Raw genomic sequence first — 15,646 nt, forward strand, 5'->3', positions numbered from 1 at the left:
GATGGTAGTGTGGGATTACCCATGTGAGAGTAAGTCATCGCCAGCTCATTATTCAAAACACCCCCGGTCTAAAGGCCGGGGGTGTTTTTTTATGTTCTAAAAATGAACCGTTTGATAGGTGATTTGACCCCACAGACTATAAATTAAGAATTCAATTTGTATGTTTTTAAACAAAACTATGTTATAAAAAATAAAACGGCATAAAAATTGCTTATAAAACGAGATTTTTATTAAGGGGGTCACAATGAGATTATCAGTGGGCATAAAAATTGCAAACTCGCTGTCATTAACTCCACAATTACAGCAAGCAATACGGTTATTGCAGCTTTCAAGTCTGGAGCTGGAACAAGAAGTTCAGTTGCAACTTGATAGCAATCCTCTGTTAGAAAAAGTTGAAGAACAAATTACTCTTGAAAGCCTGTCTACTATTGAATCTGACAATGAACATAATGATCTAACCAATGAACTTAATGCTAATCATCTGCCTGATGACTTACCTGTAGATACAGATTGGGATGATGTTTATACACATCAGCCTACGAGCCTCGGGGCGGCCGAATTCGAAGAGCGGGAAGATAATCGTCAAGGACATCAGACTCTGCAGGAGTATATGCTGGAGCAAATCAATCTATTGAATTTTTCCCAAGTGGATAAATTGATTGCTTATTGCATTATTGACTCCTTGGATGATAAAGGCTTTCTAGATGCAGATTTGAGTGAAATTACGGCTTCGGTACAACACCTTTTATCTTCTATGGACTTTGAAGAAGAAATTGAAGATGATGAAGTGGCAGTCGTTTTAAAACATATCCAGCGTTTAGATCCGGTGGGTGTAGGTTCTAGAAGCTTGGCAGAATGTCTCCTGGTGCAACTTGATAATTTGCCCGCATCAACGCCTTGTCGAAATGATGCGATTAAACTTCTGCAACATTATGAATTATTGATTACTAATGAACTTCCTAAGCTGATAAAGCAAACTGGACTCAATCCAGAACAGTTGCGCTGTGCAGTGGATCTGCTAAAAACTCTGAAACCGCACCCGGGACTGGAATTTGAAAATAAGGAATCAGATTATCAGGTACCCGATGTTGTCGTGATGAAAAAGGATAACTGTTGGCAGGTCAATTTAAACTCGGATATCCTGCCAAAGTTACGTATCAACTCGTTCTATGCCAAGATGATTCGTCGTGCCGATCAAAGTGACGATAATCAGTATTTACGTAATCAGATGCTAGAAGCAAAAAACTTTATTAAAAGTATTGATGAACGCCATAAAACCTTATTGAAAGTTGCAACCTGTATTGTAGAACATCAAAAAATGTTCTTGGAAATCGGCGCGGAAGGCATGAAACCTCTCGTGTTAAGAGATATCGCTGAAGAAGTTGAATTGCATGAATCGACAGTTTCACGTGTGACTACTAATAAGTATATGCTAACCCCACGAGGCTTATTTGAACTGAAATATTTCTTCTCGAGTCATGTGGGTACCACCTCTGGAGGGGAGGCATCTTCTACTGCCATTCGTGCCAAAATCAAAAAACTGGTTTCTGAAGAAAATGCCCGCAAACCTTTGTCGGATAATGCGATCGCCACTATTTTGAAAGATGAAGGTATTGATGTGGCACGACGTACGGTAGCTAAATATCGTGAATCGTTACATATTCCTTCATCTTCTGAGCGAAAAGTCTTGATCTGAAATTTGAAATCTGGCTATTCTAGAGATTCATTATGACAGCATAATGAATCTTCTTTCTTTTGAGTGACAGTAAAAATGATTTTATTCAGGACTTGCAATGGGAATATATATTTTATAAGTTACTGTATTTAAATTATTTTATATTGTGACTCTTCTAATCCTAACGAAGGTGAGGGATAGAACTATGCAAATAACAATTCGTGGACATCATTTATCTATTACGCCAGCAATTGAAGAAAGTATAAAAACCAAATTTTCACAAATGACGAAACATCTGGATCAGGTGAATAGTATGCAAGTGAAACTCTCCAAAGATCATCAAATCGATAAACCCTCCAGAAAGGGCAGTAGTAATCATATCGCAGAGGCTATTATCCGATTACCGGGCATTGAATTTTTTGCTCACGCCACCGCAGATGATATGTATACATCGATTAAAATATTAGCAGAAAAACTTAAACGGCAAATTGATCGATACCGGGAAATACATTTACAGCAGCACGCTTTAGTCCTATAACGAACAAATGATAAAAAAGAGGTTTTAAAAGCCTCTTTTTTTTATAGATATAATGTAGGGATTCATGAATTATTTTTGCTATTTATAGTAAAATGGCTCGTTTTACACCCTTAGTCCTATTAGAGGTCTTGTGATGAATAATGAACAGCTCACTGAAATTTTAAAAGCCGCTTTTCCCGAGGCGGATGTTGCTGTGAGTGGTCAGGGCGGAAAATTTGATCTCCGTATTGTAGATGATCAATTTGAAGGTAAGCGTCCAGTTGCACGCCAACAAGCTGTTTATGCTCCTCTCAATGCCCATATTGCCAGTGGTGCAGTTCACGCAGTGACAATTCGAGCAATGACAAAAGAAGAATGGCGCAAAGCAAGCTTATTTGGAGCTTAATCATTTAATGGATAAATTTTTAATTCAGGGCGGTATTAAGCTCGAAGGTGAAGTGCGTATTTCTGGTGCAAAGAATGCAGCACTTCCATTATTGGCGGCAATGATTCTGGCTGATACTCCTATTACGCTTAGAAATGTGCCTAATCTGAAAGATGTCAATACGCTGGTGCAGCTCATTGCAGGTCTTGGGATTACCATGACTTATGAAGGCGATACAGTTGTTGCTGATACCTCTACTTTAGATAACCAGTTTGCACCATATGAACTCGTAAAAACCATGCGTGCTTCGATTTTGGTGCTCGGTCCATTGCTGGCGCGCTATGGTAGTGCAAAAGTGTCACTTCCAGGTGGTTGTGCCATTGGTTCCCGACCAGTGGATCAGCATTTAAAAGCCTTGGAAGCTTTGGGTGCCGAGATTGAAGTAGAAGCCGGTTATGTACATGCCAAAGTCGATGGTCGCCTGAAAGGTGGTGAAGTGGTCTTTGATATGGTGACTGTCGGCGGTACTGAAAATATTCTGATGGCTGCAGTGTTAGCAGATGGCATCACCACAATTCGTAATGCTGCACGTGAACCTGAAATTACTGATCTTGCAAAAATGCTCATTAAAATGGGTGCCAAGATTGAAGGTCTAGACACTGACACCTTGGTAGTGACAGGGGTTGAGAGCTTACACGGCTGTGAATATTCAGTGGTTGCAGACCGGATTGAAACCGGTTCCTATTTAGCTGCAGCTGCAATCACGGGTGGTAAGATCAAAACCACACATACAGATCCAACTCTGATGGAAGCTGTGCTGGAAAAGTTTGAAGAAATGGGTGCAGAAGTCACCCGTGGCGATGACTGGATTGAACTGGATATGATGGGTAAACGTCCGAAAGCAGTGAGCTTCCGTACCTTGCCACATCCAGATTTCCCAACAGATATGCAAGCTCAGATTATGGCGGTGAATGCCATTGGTCATGGGTTTGCGACAATTTCAGAAACCATTTTTGAAAATCGATTTATGCATGTACCTGAATTGGCACGAATGGGCGCAAATATTCAGGTGGAAGGTAATGATGCAGTCGTAACAGGTGTGGATAAACTTTCTGCAGCACCCGTGATGGCGACAGATTTACGTGCTTCATTCTCTTTGGTATTGGCAGCACTTGCCGCTGAAGGTGAAACATTGATTGACCGTATTTATCATATTGACCGCGGTTATGAAAATATTGAAGCGAAGTTACAAGGTTTAGGTGCCCAAATTAAGCGAGTAAGTTAATGAGCGATATGAGAAACGATGATCCAAACTTTGACGTAATGGGCAATTTTGATCATGGTTTAACTTTGGCATTGAGTAAAGGACGTATCTTGAAAGAAACGTTACCTTTACTTGAAACAGCTGGTATTAATCTTTTAGAAGATCCAGATAAATCGCGCAAGTTAATTTTCCCCACCACGCATAAACAGGTACGTATTTTAATTTTACGTGCCTCTGATGTACCGACCTATGTGGAAAATGGTGCGGCAGATATTGGTGTTGCGGGTAAAGATGTACTCATGGAACATGGCGCGCAAAATGTCTATGAACCACTCGACTTAAAAATTGCTGTTTGTAAACTGATGACGGCAGGGAAAGTGGGCATGGAGCGTCCGAAAGGCCGTCTGAAAATTGCTACCAAATACGTCAACTTAACCCGTCAATACTATGCCAGCCTGGGCGAGCAAGTGGATGTGATCAAGCTGTATGGCTCAATGGAACTCGCACCACTGGTTGGTCTGGGTGATTACATTGTCGATGTGGTTGATACCGGTAACACCTTGCGTGCCAATGGTCTGGAGCCACTTGAAGAAATCTGTAAAGTATCTTCACGTTTGATCGTCAATAAAGCCAGCTTTAAGCGTAAGCAGGCATTATTAAATCCGATTTTGGCTCAACTGGAACAAGCGGTTGAAGCACGTGAGCAAGCGAAAAAAGCATAATTTATGCTGAACACAAAAACCGTCCTTAATAGGGCGGTTTTTTTATGCCTGCAAATTTAAAAATTATTCTTGGATTGAAATACAATATGATTGGACCTGAAACAGTTGATTTGAATCATTAAAATTATAGACATCGCATGCAGAAATATGAGTCGTCTGATTTACATGATAAAAATACGCTTCACCCTGAATAATCACGTGATGGCCAACTTGATGAATCGATTGAATCTGAAATTCATGGGGTGTGAGCTGAAAATAGTGTTCAATAGACTGGCAATGTTTCAGGACTTGCTCAATTCCTGAGAGCCGTTGTTCGCCAACGATTTCCCATACGAGGTCTTCTGAAAAATAGGATTGGATTTGACTAAACTGCCCAGTGGAAAAGCATTGGGCTATATCTGTAAGCATCATCAAAATTCACCTATTCTTTTAATTTTGAAATTATTCTAGCCTGAAAGTAAGGTACTCAATCATTTACCGAGGCGCTTAAAAATAATTTTTCATTAAACCCTATCTTAAGCTGGAGGATTGTTGCCCACAAAATATAGGAAACAAGGTAAACTAAAGCCTCCCTTTATTTTCATTGTGGATAAATTGATGCGACGTTTATCGACTCAAGATCAGAATTTTAAACAAGTCTTTGCTGATTTGTTGGCTTTTGAAACTGTGAGTGACCCCGAACTTTTAAAAACCGTAGATCAAATCATCGCTGATGTTCGTCAGCATGGCGATGCTCATGTTCTTAAACTCACCCAACAGTTCGATCGACATCCAGCGCATCAATTCTCAGAGCTTGAGCTGACCCAGGAACAATTGAAAGCAGCATTTGATGGTCTAAGCACGGAAGTCCGGGAAGCGCTTGAACTTGCAGCGAATCGTATTCGGGAATTCCACCAAGCACAAAAGCAAGATGGCTGGACTTATGTCGATGCTTTAGGCAATACGCTAGGTCAAAAAGTTACGCCACTGGATCGTGTGGGGATCTATGTACCCGGTGGTTTGGCGTCTTATCCATCTTCTGTGTTGATGAATGCCGTGCCAGCACATGTGGCGGGGGTGCCTGAAATTATCATGGTGGTGCCTGCACCCAATGGTGAACTCAATCCATTGGTATTGGCCGCTGCCTATTTAGCTGGTGTGACACGCGTATTTACGATTGGTGGTGCACAAGCCGTGGCTGCCTTGGCTTATGGTACAGAAACCATTCCATCAGTCGATAAAATCACAGGTCCGGGTAACCGTTTCGTGGCTGCTGCGAAGCGAGCCGTGTTCGGTCAAGTCGGGATTGATATGATCGCTGGACCCTCTGAAATTCTGGTCTATGCCGAAGGTCAGAACAATGCCAAATGGCTGGCAATGGATTTATTGTCACAAGCCGAGCATGATACGGTGGCACAAGCGGTATTTATTACACCGGATGAGCAGTTGTTGAATGATGTAGCCGATGCCATTGAAGAGCATTTGCAAGCCTTGCCAAAAGCCGATATCGCGCGAACATCGATTGAAAATCGTGGTGCATTGGTATTGGTGAAAGATCGTGCAGAAGGTGTAGAGCTCATTAACCAGGTTGCACCTGAACACTTGATGTTATGCTTGGATGAAGCAGTCGAAATGGCTGAAGAAATTCGCCATGCCGGTGCGATCTTTATGGGGCGTTATACTCCGGAAGCGATTGGTGATTACTGCGCCGGTCCGAACCATGTACTGCCAACCTCAGGTACAGCACGTTTCTCATCACCTCTAGGCGTGTATGATTTCCAAAAACGCTCAAGCTTGATCATGTGCTCACAAGACGGTGTGAAAACCTTAGCAAAAACAGCAGATATTTTGGCGCAACAAGAGAATCTGGATGCCCATGCACGTTCTGCACGTTATCGTTATCAGTAAGTCATTCCGCAGAAATCAATAAAGAAATGAATATTTCCTCTTTTGTGCCATATATGGCTCAGGGAGAAGTTAGGAGAAGGGTGATCAAGAGACCTCTCCCTAACCCTCTCCTGGAAAGAGAGGAAGTTTAGAGAATTTAAAAATGAAGATCACAGCAGAACAAATGCGTTTTTGGAGTCCCGAGGTGCGTGAACTCGAGCCCTATGTGCCGGGTGAGCAACCAAAAATCCAGAACCTGTTAAAACTGAACACCAATGAAAACCCTTATCCGCCTTCGCCTAAAGTCGTGGAAGCGGTGCAAAAAATACTGGAAAATTCAGCAGATGCATTGCGTTTATATCCTGATCCTGATGCATCTGAACTAAAACAGGCGATCGCTAAACAGCAAAAAGTTGCTGTTGAAAATGTCTTTGTTGGAAATGGCTCGGACGAAGTTTTAGCGCATATTTTTAAAGCCTTTTTCATTCAAGAATTACCGCTTTTATATCCAGATATTACCTACAGTTTCTATCCAGTTTATAGTCAATTCTTTGGTGTCAAAACCAAAGTCTTGCCACTCAATGACGACTTTGAAATTGTGGTGGATGACTATAAACAGCCAAATGGCGGAATTATCATTACCAATCCAAATGCGCCAACCAGTATTGATTTAGGTTTGTCTGCAATTGAAGACATTCTTCAAGCCAATCCAAATTCGGTTGTGGTGATTGATGAAGCTTATGTGGATTTTGGTGCCGAATCGGCAGTAAGTTTGGTACAGAGGTATGACAACCTAGTTGTGTGTCAAACTACTTCTAAATCACGTTCATTGGCAGGTTTACGGGTTGGTTTTGCAATTGCGCAACCACATTTAATTGCTGCACTTGAAGCGGTGAAAAACAGCTTTAACTCCTATCCAATGGATCGTTTTGCAATTGCTGCCGCGGTGGCTTCTTTTGAGGATCAAGCATACTTTGAAACGCAAAATGCCAAAGTCATTGCCAGTCGCGAAAAGCTAGTTGCTCAACTGAGTGAACTCGGTTTTAAAGTCTTACCATCGAGTGCCAACTTTATTTTTGCCTCATTGCCATCTAAGGATGCAGGCGAACTTGCAAGTGAGTTGCGTGAACGTGGCATCATCGTGCGTTATTTTAATAAACCACGGATAAATCAGTTCCTGCGTATCACCATTGGTACGGATGAACAGAATCAGCGTTTGGTAGATACATTAAAAAACGAGATTTTGGTTTAATCTCTCCCTTGCGAAGCGGTGTTTCTCATCTTTAGAAAAGAAGGACTTTCCTGATTTTACTGAATTAGAGGATTCCCTCCTTTGGTGAAGAAGGTGAGAGTGGATTCAAAATAAAAAAGCGATTCAATTGAATCGCTTTTTTCATTTATTCAGGCTCATACCAGGTATTGAGTAAATTCAGCATGGCTTCAACTTTATCAAAACATTCCTGATATTCGGCATCACAGTCAGATGCAATGGTAATGCCACCACCAGCCCATAAAGACACTTCCTCCTGATACTTCTGAATAGAGCGAATCAGAATATTCCAGGAGCCTGTACCATCAAAATTAAAATACCCCATTGAGCCACAATAAGCCCCACGCGGTGCACCTTCGAGTTCTCCAATAATTTGCATGGCACGAATTTTAGGTGCACCCGTAATTGAACCGCCTGGCAGTGCAGACATTAAAACCTCAAAAGGATTCACATTTTCCTTTAGAGTTGCCTCAACTTCACTCACCATATGATGCACTTGATTGAAGCTTTCAATGTTAAACAGTTTGGGTGTTTTGACTGTACCTGTTTCCGCATAAACACTTAAATCATTACGTAATAAATCCACAATCATGACATTTTCTGCCTGATCTTTTTCCGATGTTTTTAAGATATGTTTAGATTGCTCGTCTAGCACAGGGTCGCTATAGCGTGGCATGGTGCCTTTAATCGGCTTGGTAACGATTTTTCGATCTGCTTCAAAATCAATAAATAACTCGGGTGAGCAGCTAAGTAATTCAAAATCACCAATGCGCAAATAACCCGCATAGGGTGCTTCAGTAAGTGACCAGAACGCTTGGGCAGTCGCTAAGAGGGAGCCTTGGGCACGACCTGAAAATTCTTGGGTCAAGTTAATCTGATAACAGTCACCTGCAACAATATAATCTTGAATCTCCTGAAAAGCCTGAGTGTAAACAGATTTTTTCCAGCGTGCAGTACAAGGGCTTTTTAACTGAAATGTTGGATAACTTAAATCTCGTTCAAGCAAGCCTTGGATATGATTGAAAATTTGCTCGGCTTGCGAATCGTGACTATAGAACATCCAGCCTTCAGAACTTGGCTTAATGTAGGACGAGAACTGACCAATGAATAAACCGGGTTGGGGACGGTCTGGATAATCAATATATTGCTGAGCTGCGTAATCATAGCTAATAAAGCCTACATAGCCTCCAGAAAATCCATGCTTTTGAGGGGTTTTTGATCCATCAATTTCTAAATTGAATTCAGATGGAACAGCTTGATATCGTTCAATCTCTGTTCTTTTAAAACACTGGGTTTCTGAGGTCTGGGCAATAAAATATTCCTGAGCACAACAGGCAATGAAAGGCTGACCATTATTATTTAAATACACCAGATGATCCAATGCCTTCAATGCAGATAATAGATCTGCAATTAGCGGCGATTCAAAGTTTAAGGGACGATGATAGAGAGCTTCGGTCATTCAGTTATGGGGAGTTCGGGATGACTTACTATTTTATATCAAGAAGACGGGAAAATATTTTTAAATCATGAAATACCGTTTATCGGTAAGCGACAGATTGCGACCAACGACAGTTGATCAAAAACTGACTCGACGCTAATTTAAGTGGGCTAGCAAATTACTCAAGGAAAGATGTTTAAGCTGTCAGAAAATAAAAAATACAGCCTAAACACTGAGTAATTCACAATCAAAAAAAATAGTACTCTTGGGAGAGTAAACAATGAAGAAATTCACAAAATTAGTTCTAGCGACTTCAGTTGCATTTAGTGCCAATGCAATGGCGATGCAAGCAATGGATGACGCATCTCTAAGCGAAACAACGGGTCAAGATGGTATTAGTATTGGTATCGGTATTTCAAAAATTGAAATTGAAAAACTATTTATTCATGATAATACTGGTTTAGCTTCTGATGCTACAATGTCATCAACAGGTTTAGTAACAAATGCAAGTGGCATTGTCTATACAACTGGCCAATTGGCAACGAATCAAGGTGGAAATGTAGTAAATATCCCTACACGAACAGCTTCATATGACCCTGTTGCAAAAGATGTTAGCTTAGGTGGTACAGATGGGGCTGCTGCGATCGTCATCTATGGTAATAGTAAAGCGGGTGATAAGAATGAAAACCATGGTATTGTCATTGGTGCAAACTATGATAATGGTGGCGCTTATTTACTAGCTTCGCGCAACCTTATGGATTTAAAAATTGATTCAGATGCAGGTGGTGGTGATCCGTTCATTAACATTGCAGCTCAAGTTTCAGGCTTAGACATTAATATTGGTAAAATTGGTGTACAAGCAAGTGGTGCTGTACCTGCTGCTAATGCAAATACTATTCGTCGTGGTGGTACAGGCAAAGTTAATGACATTTTGTCTGGCTTATCTCTTAAAACCGGGCCTATGACTGCAAACATTCAATTGGGTGCAGCACCTCAAGGCGCGATGATCAAGTTGAGCGCGAGTATGATTGGCGGTTTGACAATCAACAACTTGGGTATTCTTGATAATTCAACAAAAACTGATACACGTGCTGCAGGTGAAATCTTTATCGAAAGTATTAAACTTGCAGATGCTAATTCTAAAGATTTAACTTTAAATCAAAATATTAGCGTATTTGGTGAGGATACCGCATCTAAAGGGTATGTCCGTATCGTTAGCACAAGTGGCGCGCATGATACCTATGTGAAAGGTATTCACCTAGGATCTCGTAATGCTGCATCAATTGGTGATATGGAAGTTCAAGGAATGCAGACTTATTATAGTCCAGCGCAAGGTACATACCATCCAGGTGCAATTATTACTATTTCTGGTCACTAATCTTCAGTCATAAAAAAAAGCGCGTGTTTACACGCGCTTTTTTTTATGAGAATCTCACTTATCTAAAAAATAAAAAAAATGCTGTATTTTTTTGAAAAAGTAGGTATCTTTCTAGTTACAGGGAAGTAGAGTGAATACTCTATAAAAAGAAAAATAGGCACATTATGCCAATCATAAGAAAAGTTAATAATTATGTTAGAGATCGCGTTGGGCTCGGCATTGATGTATTACGCTGCCAAAGAAGCTCTAGATATCAAAAAACAGCCACCGGGCGCTGTTCACTATACTGAAGTCCTTGATTCAAGAAATGATTCTTTTAAGCGCATGCACCGCGAAACAGTAGAAATAAAGCCGGCACTGCTGGATCAATTCCAGGGTATTGTACGTCAGGCTTATGACTATAGTTGTGGTTCAGCAGCACTTACTACCTTACTCAACGGTTATGTCGGTACGCAGCTGGATGAGCAGCAAGTCATGAGTGGGCTGATGAAATTCGGTGAAACGGATAAAATTGTTGAACGCCGTAGTTTTTCTCTACTTGATATGAAGCGCTTTGTTTCAGCCTTAGGGTTGGAAAGCGGAGGCTATCGAGGAGAATTCAAGGATTTAGTCAATCAAGATCAGCCTGCCATTGTTCCGATTTCCTATGCGGGATTTAAGCATTTTGTGGTGTATAAGGGCTATAAAAATGGCCGGGTTTATGTTGCGGATCCAGCACTTGGCAATATCAGTTTTGATGAGCGACGTTTTCAGGATATTTGGGAAAATAACACCTTGTTCCTGATCAATGTCCCTGAGCAATATCGCAAAAAATTTCTGGCATTAAAAGAATCAGATATGCGCCATGTAGAGGATGCAACAATTAACCGCTATGCCTTGGTCGACATGCAATATCCACAGTTTTATATGGATAAAATTGCTGATAAAGCTTCTACGATCCGTATGGACCGTAATCGTAATACAGAGTCAGAAAAGTTTGGGGAGTATCAATATAATTTCCTGAGACTGTATTACAAGAATAAATAAAGTAAAGAAAAACAGTAATAAAAATTAAAATGGTGAAATGGATATGAACAGTAAATGGATGAACAAGACGTTCTTGGCACTGAGCATTCAAATGGTAATGGGCGTTGCATTTGCTGCAGAAGAACCAGCACTAGGTGAATACGAAACGGTTGATGAGGAAGTTGTAGTTGAAACTGCAGCAGCAGTACAGCCTCAAACTGAGCAAGCCGAAACACAGGTTGCAGAAGATGTGGAATTAGGGGGATATGAAGTAGTTGAAGATACTACTGTTAAAACTACAGTACCTGTAGAAGCTCAACCTAAACAGGTCACAGATGCATCTCAGGCTTTACAGCAACAAGAGGGCGATGCTACTCAGGCAGCCAATCTTGAAGAAGTATTTACGTCAAATGAACGTCAATATTCACTGATTAAAAAAGGTGATATTTCCTCTTATTACGATATTGATTATACCTACTATCGAGATACCCAACTTGACCTAGAAATGGCTCAGGGACAATTATATCAACTGCGGGTGCAAGAAAATGCGACACATACTCTGACCAATACTTTCACTTTCCAATATGGGGTGAAAGATAATCTGACATTAACTGCATCCCTACCTTTGGTGGCCAAGACCGACCTCTTAAAAGATACCTCTACTGCCGGGTTGGGTGATATTAGCATGGGCGCGCGTTGGGAGCCTTTTCCGTTAAAAGCAGGCCGTCTTCCTCTGATTTTATTTGCAAATTTATCTACCAAAACGGGTGAAAGCCCCTACGAAATTAATGCAGCCACGGATCTCGGTATCGGTAAAGGATATTATTCTGCGGGGCTAGGGGCCAGTACGCGTAAATACATTGATCCGGTCGTACTGTTTGCATCAATTTCTGCCAACTATGGGTTTAAAGAATCCGGTCTGAACCAACGTCGTGGTTATCGTATTATTGAAGAATTTGATCCCGGAATTAGTGGGGGTTTTGCATTCGGTTTCGCCTACTCATTTAACTATGATGTTTCGATGACCATGTCCTATCAACAAAGCTTCAATACGGGAGCTGAGTTTAGCTATAACACGGGTGAAAGTTATTCTGCTGCAGATCAGACCAGTGCTACTTTTGCGATTTCATTAGGGGTCAGGGTTTCTCCAGAAACAATTGTAAATGGTACTGTCGGCCTAGGGCTGACTGAAGATGCGCCGGATGTTTCGTTGGGATTGTCATTCCCGCTTGATATTTTAGGTTTTGGTAAAAAAATCAGTTAATAGGGGTGTCGTATGAAAACCATTCGACTTAGCCCGTTATTAACAGGAATCATTCTTGCGGGCTGTTCAAGTTATACTTTTGCGCAACTAGGGGCCAACCTTTCGGTGGATCTGCGCGCATTATCTATGGGGAATGCTGTAACTGCAGATCCTCCAGGGGTCAATGCCATTCACTTTAACCCGGCAGGCCTGACTAAGATTCAGGGCCTGCAAACAGAACAGCAGATTATTGTCGCTAATTTTGATATCCAGCGTGAGTTTTCAGTGCCGGCTGGATATAACGTATTTGGCTATTCTGATGACCCCATGGTTTGTCATGATGGACCTGAAGTTTCATCCGATATATGTACTGATTTTAAAGGCAAGGTCAGTGGTGATGTAGAATACGTTAGTCTTTTTGTGCCTTATCTTAAAAAAATGGTCGATTTGGGCGAAGGCCTTCCTTTGGTTGCGCCGACCATGGGGGCTGCCTACAATCCACCTGGTTCTAAAGCAACCTATGCGACCGCAATTTATGCACCGTTAATGGCCGGGTTTGGTCAGGAAGATGGAAGTCCTGCAAACTTCATGGGTCAGCAGGTTGCCTTGGAGCGGATTACTTATCTGTCTCCATCTGTCGGTTATGAGGTTAACGACCAGCTGTCGATTGGTGCATCTGTCGGGATGTCGTATCAGGCTATTGCGATGAAAACAGACTTGCGTTTTCCAAATGAACTGATCGGCATGCTAAGAATGATCGATGAGGTTGTCTGTACGCCGTTTAAAGAAAATTCCGACATCATTACTGACATTCTTTTACTCGGAATTTGTAATGCTGACGAAGGCATGAATCCATTTGGCAAATTTGGTCAAATGCAGTTGTCACTCGAGCAAAATTTAAGTCCCAGCTATAACTTGGGTATATTATGGGAACCGCGCGAAGACTTTAGTTTTGGTATGGTTTATCAAAGCGCTGCGAAAATGCGTCTAAAAGGTAAATTCCATATTGATAATGCCAAAGCACCGCAAGAAATGATTAAAGGTTTAATGACCTCGCCTACCGGACAGATTCTGGCTGCAATTCTGGGATTTCCAAATTATATTCCTTCCAGTGAGTCCGGTTTGGTGTCGATGGATTTCGAATATCCAGCCCATTTCCAAGCAGGGATCACCTATAAGGTAATGCCTGATTTACAGGTGAATTTTGATGTCGGCTGGACGGATTATAAGGTTTGGGATAAGTTTAAATTCGAGTTTGATCGTACGCTTTCCGCTTTAAAGATCGCCAAAATTTTGTCTGGAAATGTGACAGATTCTAGTCTGGCTTTACCCATGGGATTTAAGTCACCGTGGAACTTTGGCATAGGGGTGGAGTATTCGGCAACAGATCGTCTAAAACTTCGCGCAGGTTATGAGCCACGAACCAGTGCCATTCCAAAAGATAAGCGTAATACCATGGTACCTATTAATGGTGCACAGTTATTTGGCTTGGGCGTGGGTTATCGTTTTGATGCAGACACTGATCTGGATCTATCGATTGGTTTTTTACGCAGTAAGGATCAGATTCCAGCAAATACCAGTAGTTTAGCTAACCAGACCGGGGTAAATAATTTGCTATTAAACCCATATGCAGGTTTAAACATCAAAACAGATACCAAAATTACCATTTTAGGTTTGAACTATCGCACGCGTTGGTAACAAAGACATGATCAAGACAGGGAAAGTTGGATGGGCAGCGGTGCTGGTATTAAATCTGGTACCCTTATCTTTCACTACAAATGCTAAAGAATTTATTACGATTATTGGTCCGGATGGGCGACCATTAATTGTACCCGGTAACCCTGCAGAGAAAAAAACAGAAGAAAAATATCCATCCTCCAAAAAAACAGGAACTGTGGTAGCAGTCCAATCCTCCTCAGTGCAGCAAAACTTGGAAAAAATACCAGTCACTGAAAATAGACAAGTGAAGTCTAGGCAGGACCATAATATGGTTGTACAACCAGTACAACCAGTACAACCAGTACAACCAGTACAACCAGTACAACCAGTTATTGCCCCAGAACGGACGCAGTCTAAAATGCGATTGAAGTCTGAATCACAAGCTCAAGTTCCTCAAATTGCTAATACTGGCCTTAAAACTTCTGCAGCAACTATGCAAAAACCTGGATTTAGCCAGATAGAAGGCATTGAATATGTGGATAGTGAATATCTGGAAAATAAAGAATTCAATGTGGATGGTAAAAAACGTTTCTATAGCATGCCTGAAGGTGTGGTAGACAAAAATATGGGAGCTACCCGGATCCAGACGATTGAGCGTGAAAAAGGCGTCGGGCAATCCCTGTTAAAAGCCCTGTTTCAAACGCCAGAGGTAGATTCCGGTCCTGTGGTACTGGCACAAAGTTATTATCGTATATCACAGCCTGAAACCATCGATAGCTTAGGAAAACAGTGTTTTAACGATAAAAAAATTAAAAATGCTAAAGAAGTTAGCCTTAAAAAAGCGATCAATCTGTGGCCTCGTGTGCCTCTTAAAGCAGACGAATTTGATTTTGAAGTGGTGAAACTTCAATCTGATATTAAAAATATTCAGATTAACTCTTATGCTTCTAGCCAAAAAAATCCAACTTATTATTGGCCTTTTGTTGTATTTTTAGACAATCGTGGCTGTGTGCTGGAAGGAGCTGGCGGTTTTAAAAATCAGGAAGGGCCGGCGAATATTATTCAACATGAACATATTGAAGGGATCCTGCAGATACCTGCAAAAACTGAATACGTATTATTGACACCTTTAGCCTCAGCTATAGATGTCGAAGACAAGATGCTGACAAATCATGGACAACTAAAATTAGTCGCTATTCGATAAGGACTATTCGAGTATAAAAA

Annotated in this window: 14 protein-coding genes; 12 read left to right on the plus strand and 2 right to left on the minus strand. The window is 41.3% G+C overall.

All coding sequences use genetic code 11. The annotated features are described in order from the left end of the window. Window positions 1-244: 244 nt before the first annotated feature. From H9629_RS10875 to hisG, 5 genes are all read left to right on the plus strand, one after another. Entirely contained in the window at window positions 245-1,696 is a 1,452-nt protein-coding gene (locus H9629_RS10875) for an RNA polymerase factor sigma-54 (RefSeq protein WP_144724233.1), read from the plus strand. A gap of 184 nt (window positions 1,697-1,880) precedes the next feature. After that, on the plus strand, window positions 1,881-2,213 hold the full coding sequence (gene hpf, locus H9629_RS10880; protein WP_064097049.1) for a ribosome hibernation-promoting factor, HPF/YfiA family: 333 nt from the start codon (window positions 1,881-1,883) through the stop codon (window positions 2,211-2,213). A gap of 133 nt (window positions 2,214-2,346) precedes the next feature. Continuing rightward, window positions 2,347-2,598 (plus strand): BolA family iron metabolism protein IbaG, encoded by a 252-nt coding sequence (gene ibaG, locus H9629_RS10885; RefSeq protein ID WP_004646023.1) that lies wholly within the window; start codon window positions 2,347-2,349, stop codon window positions 2,596-2,598. 7 nt (window positions 2,599-2,605) lie between these two features. Further along, entirely contained in the window at window positions 2,606-3,862 is a 1,257-nt protein-coding gene (murA, locus tag H9629_RS10890; protein WP_191731076.1) for a UDP-N-acetylglucosamine 1-carboxyvinyltransferase, read from the plus strand. Further along, entirely contained in the window at window positions 3,862-4,563 is a 702-nt protein-coding gene (gene hisG / locus H9629_RS10895) for an ATP phosphoribosyltransferase (RefSeq protein WP_064101829.1), read from the plus strand. The genes murA and hisG overlap by 1 nt, the downstream gene beginning before the upstream one ends. Window positions 4,564-4,626: 63 nt before the next feature. Here the strand turns inward: hisG and H9629_RS10900 are convergent, their stop codons facing one another. Continuing rightward, entirely contained in the window at window positions 4,627-4,974 is a 348-nt protein-coding gene (locus H9629_RS10900; protein WP_064101828.1) for a nuclear transport factor 2 family protein, read from the minus strand. Window positions 4,975-5,148: 174 nt separating this feature from the next. Here H9629_RS10900 and hisD point away from each other — a divergent pair, with 174 nt between their 5' ends. Both hisD and hisC read left to right on the plus strand, forming a co-directional pair. Then, window positions 5,149-6,450 carry a histidinol dehydrogenase gene (hisD, locus tag H9629_RS10905; RefSeq protein ID WP_191731100.1) on the plus strand — a complete coding sequence of 434 codons (1,302 nt, stop codon included), beginning with the start codon at window positions 5,149-5,151 and terminating at the stop codon, window positions 6,448-6,450. Between the two features lie 142 nt (window positions 6,451-6,592). Further along, entirely contained in the window at window positions 6,593-7,681 is a 1,089-nt protein-coding gene (hisC, locus tag H9629_RS10910) for a histidinol-phosphate transaminase (protein ID WP_191731077.1), read from the plus strand. Window positions 7,682-7,826: 145 nt separating this feature from the next. Here hisC and H9629_RS10915 read toward each other — a convergent pair whose 3' ends face one another. Continuing rightward, window positions 7,827-9,158, minus strand: coding sequence for an anthranilate synthase component I family protein (locus H9629_RS10915; protein ID WP_191731078.1), 1,332 nt, complete (start codon window positions 9,156-9,158; stop codon window positions 7,827-7,829). 259 nt (window positions 9,159-9,417) lie between these two features. Between H9629_RS10915 and filA the strand changes: the two genes are divergently transcribed. The 5 genes from filA (at window position 9,418) to filE (ending at window position 15,626) form a co-directional block, all read left to right on the plus strand. Then, on the plus strand, window positions 9,418-10,515 hold the full coding sequence (gene filA / locus H9629_RS10920; RefSeq protein WP_191731079.1) for a putative pilus system protein FilA: 1,098 nt from the start codon (window positions 9,418-9,420) through the stop codon (window positions 10,513-10,515). 192 nt (window positions 10,516-10,707) lie between these two features. Beyond that, window positions 10,708-11,541, plus strand: coding sequence for a putative pilus system C39 family peptidase FilB (gene filB, locus H9629_RS10925; RefSeq protein WP_064097041.1), 834 nt, complete (start codon window positions 10,708-10,710; stop codon window positions 11,539-11,541). A 37-nt stretch (window positions 11,542-11,578) separates the two neighbouring features. Beyond that, window positions 11,579-12,784, plus strand: coding sequence for a putative pilus system protein FilC (gene filC / locus H9629_RS10930; protein WP_144724239.1), 1,206 nt, complete (start codon window positions 11,579-11,581; stop codon window positions 12,782-12,784). A 12-nt stretch (window positions 12,785-12,796) separates the two neighbouring features. Then, window positions 12,797-14,461: a putative pilus system OmpP1/FadL family transporter FilD gene (filD, locus tag H9629_RS10935; RefSeq protein WP_191731080.1), complete on the plus strand. Its 1,665-nt coding sequence runs from the start codon at window positions 12,797-12,799 to the stop codon at window positions 14,459-14,461. Window positions 14,462-14,468: 7 nt separating this feature from the next. Beyond that, window positions 14,469-15,626: a putative pilus assembly protein FilE gene (gene filE / locus H9629_RS10940; RefSeq protein ID WP_191731081.1), complete on the plus strand. Its 1,158-nt coding sequence runs from the start codon at window positions 14,469-14,471 to the stop codon at window positions 15,624-15,626. The last annotated feature ends 20 nt before the right edge of the window (window positions 15,627-15,646 follow it).

The organism is Acinetobacter pecorum (assembly GCF_014837015.1).
Lineage (GTDB): Bacteria > Pseudomonadota > Gammaproteobacteria > Pseudomonadales > Moraxellaceae > Acinetobacter > Acinetobacter pecorum.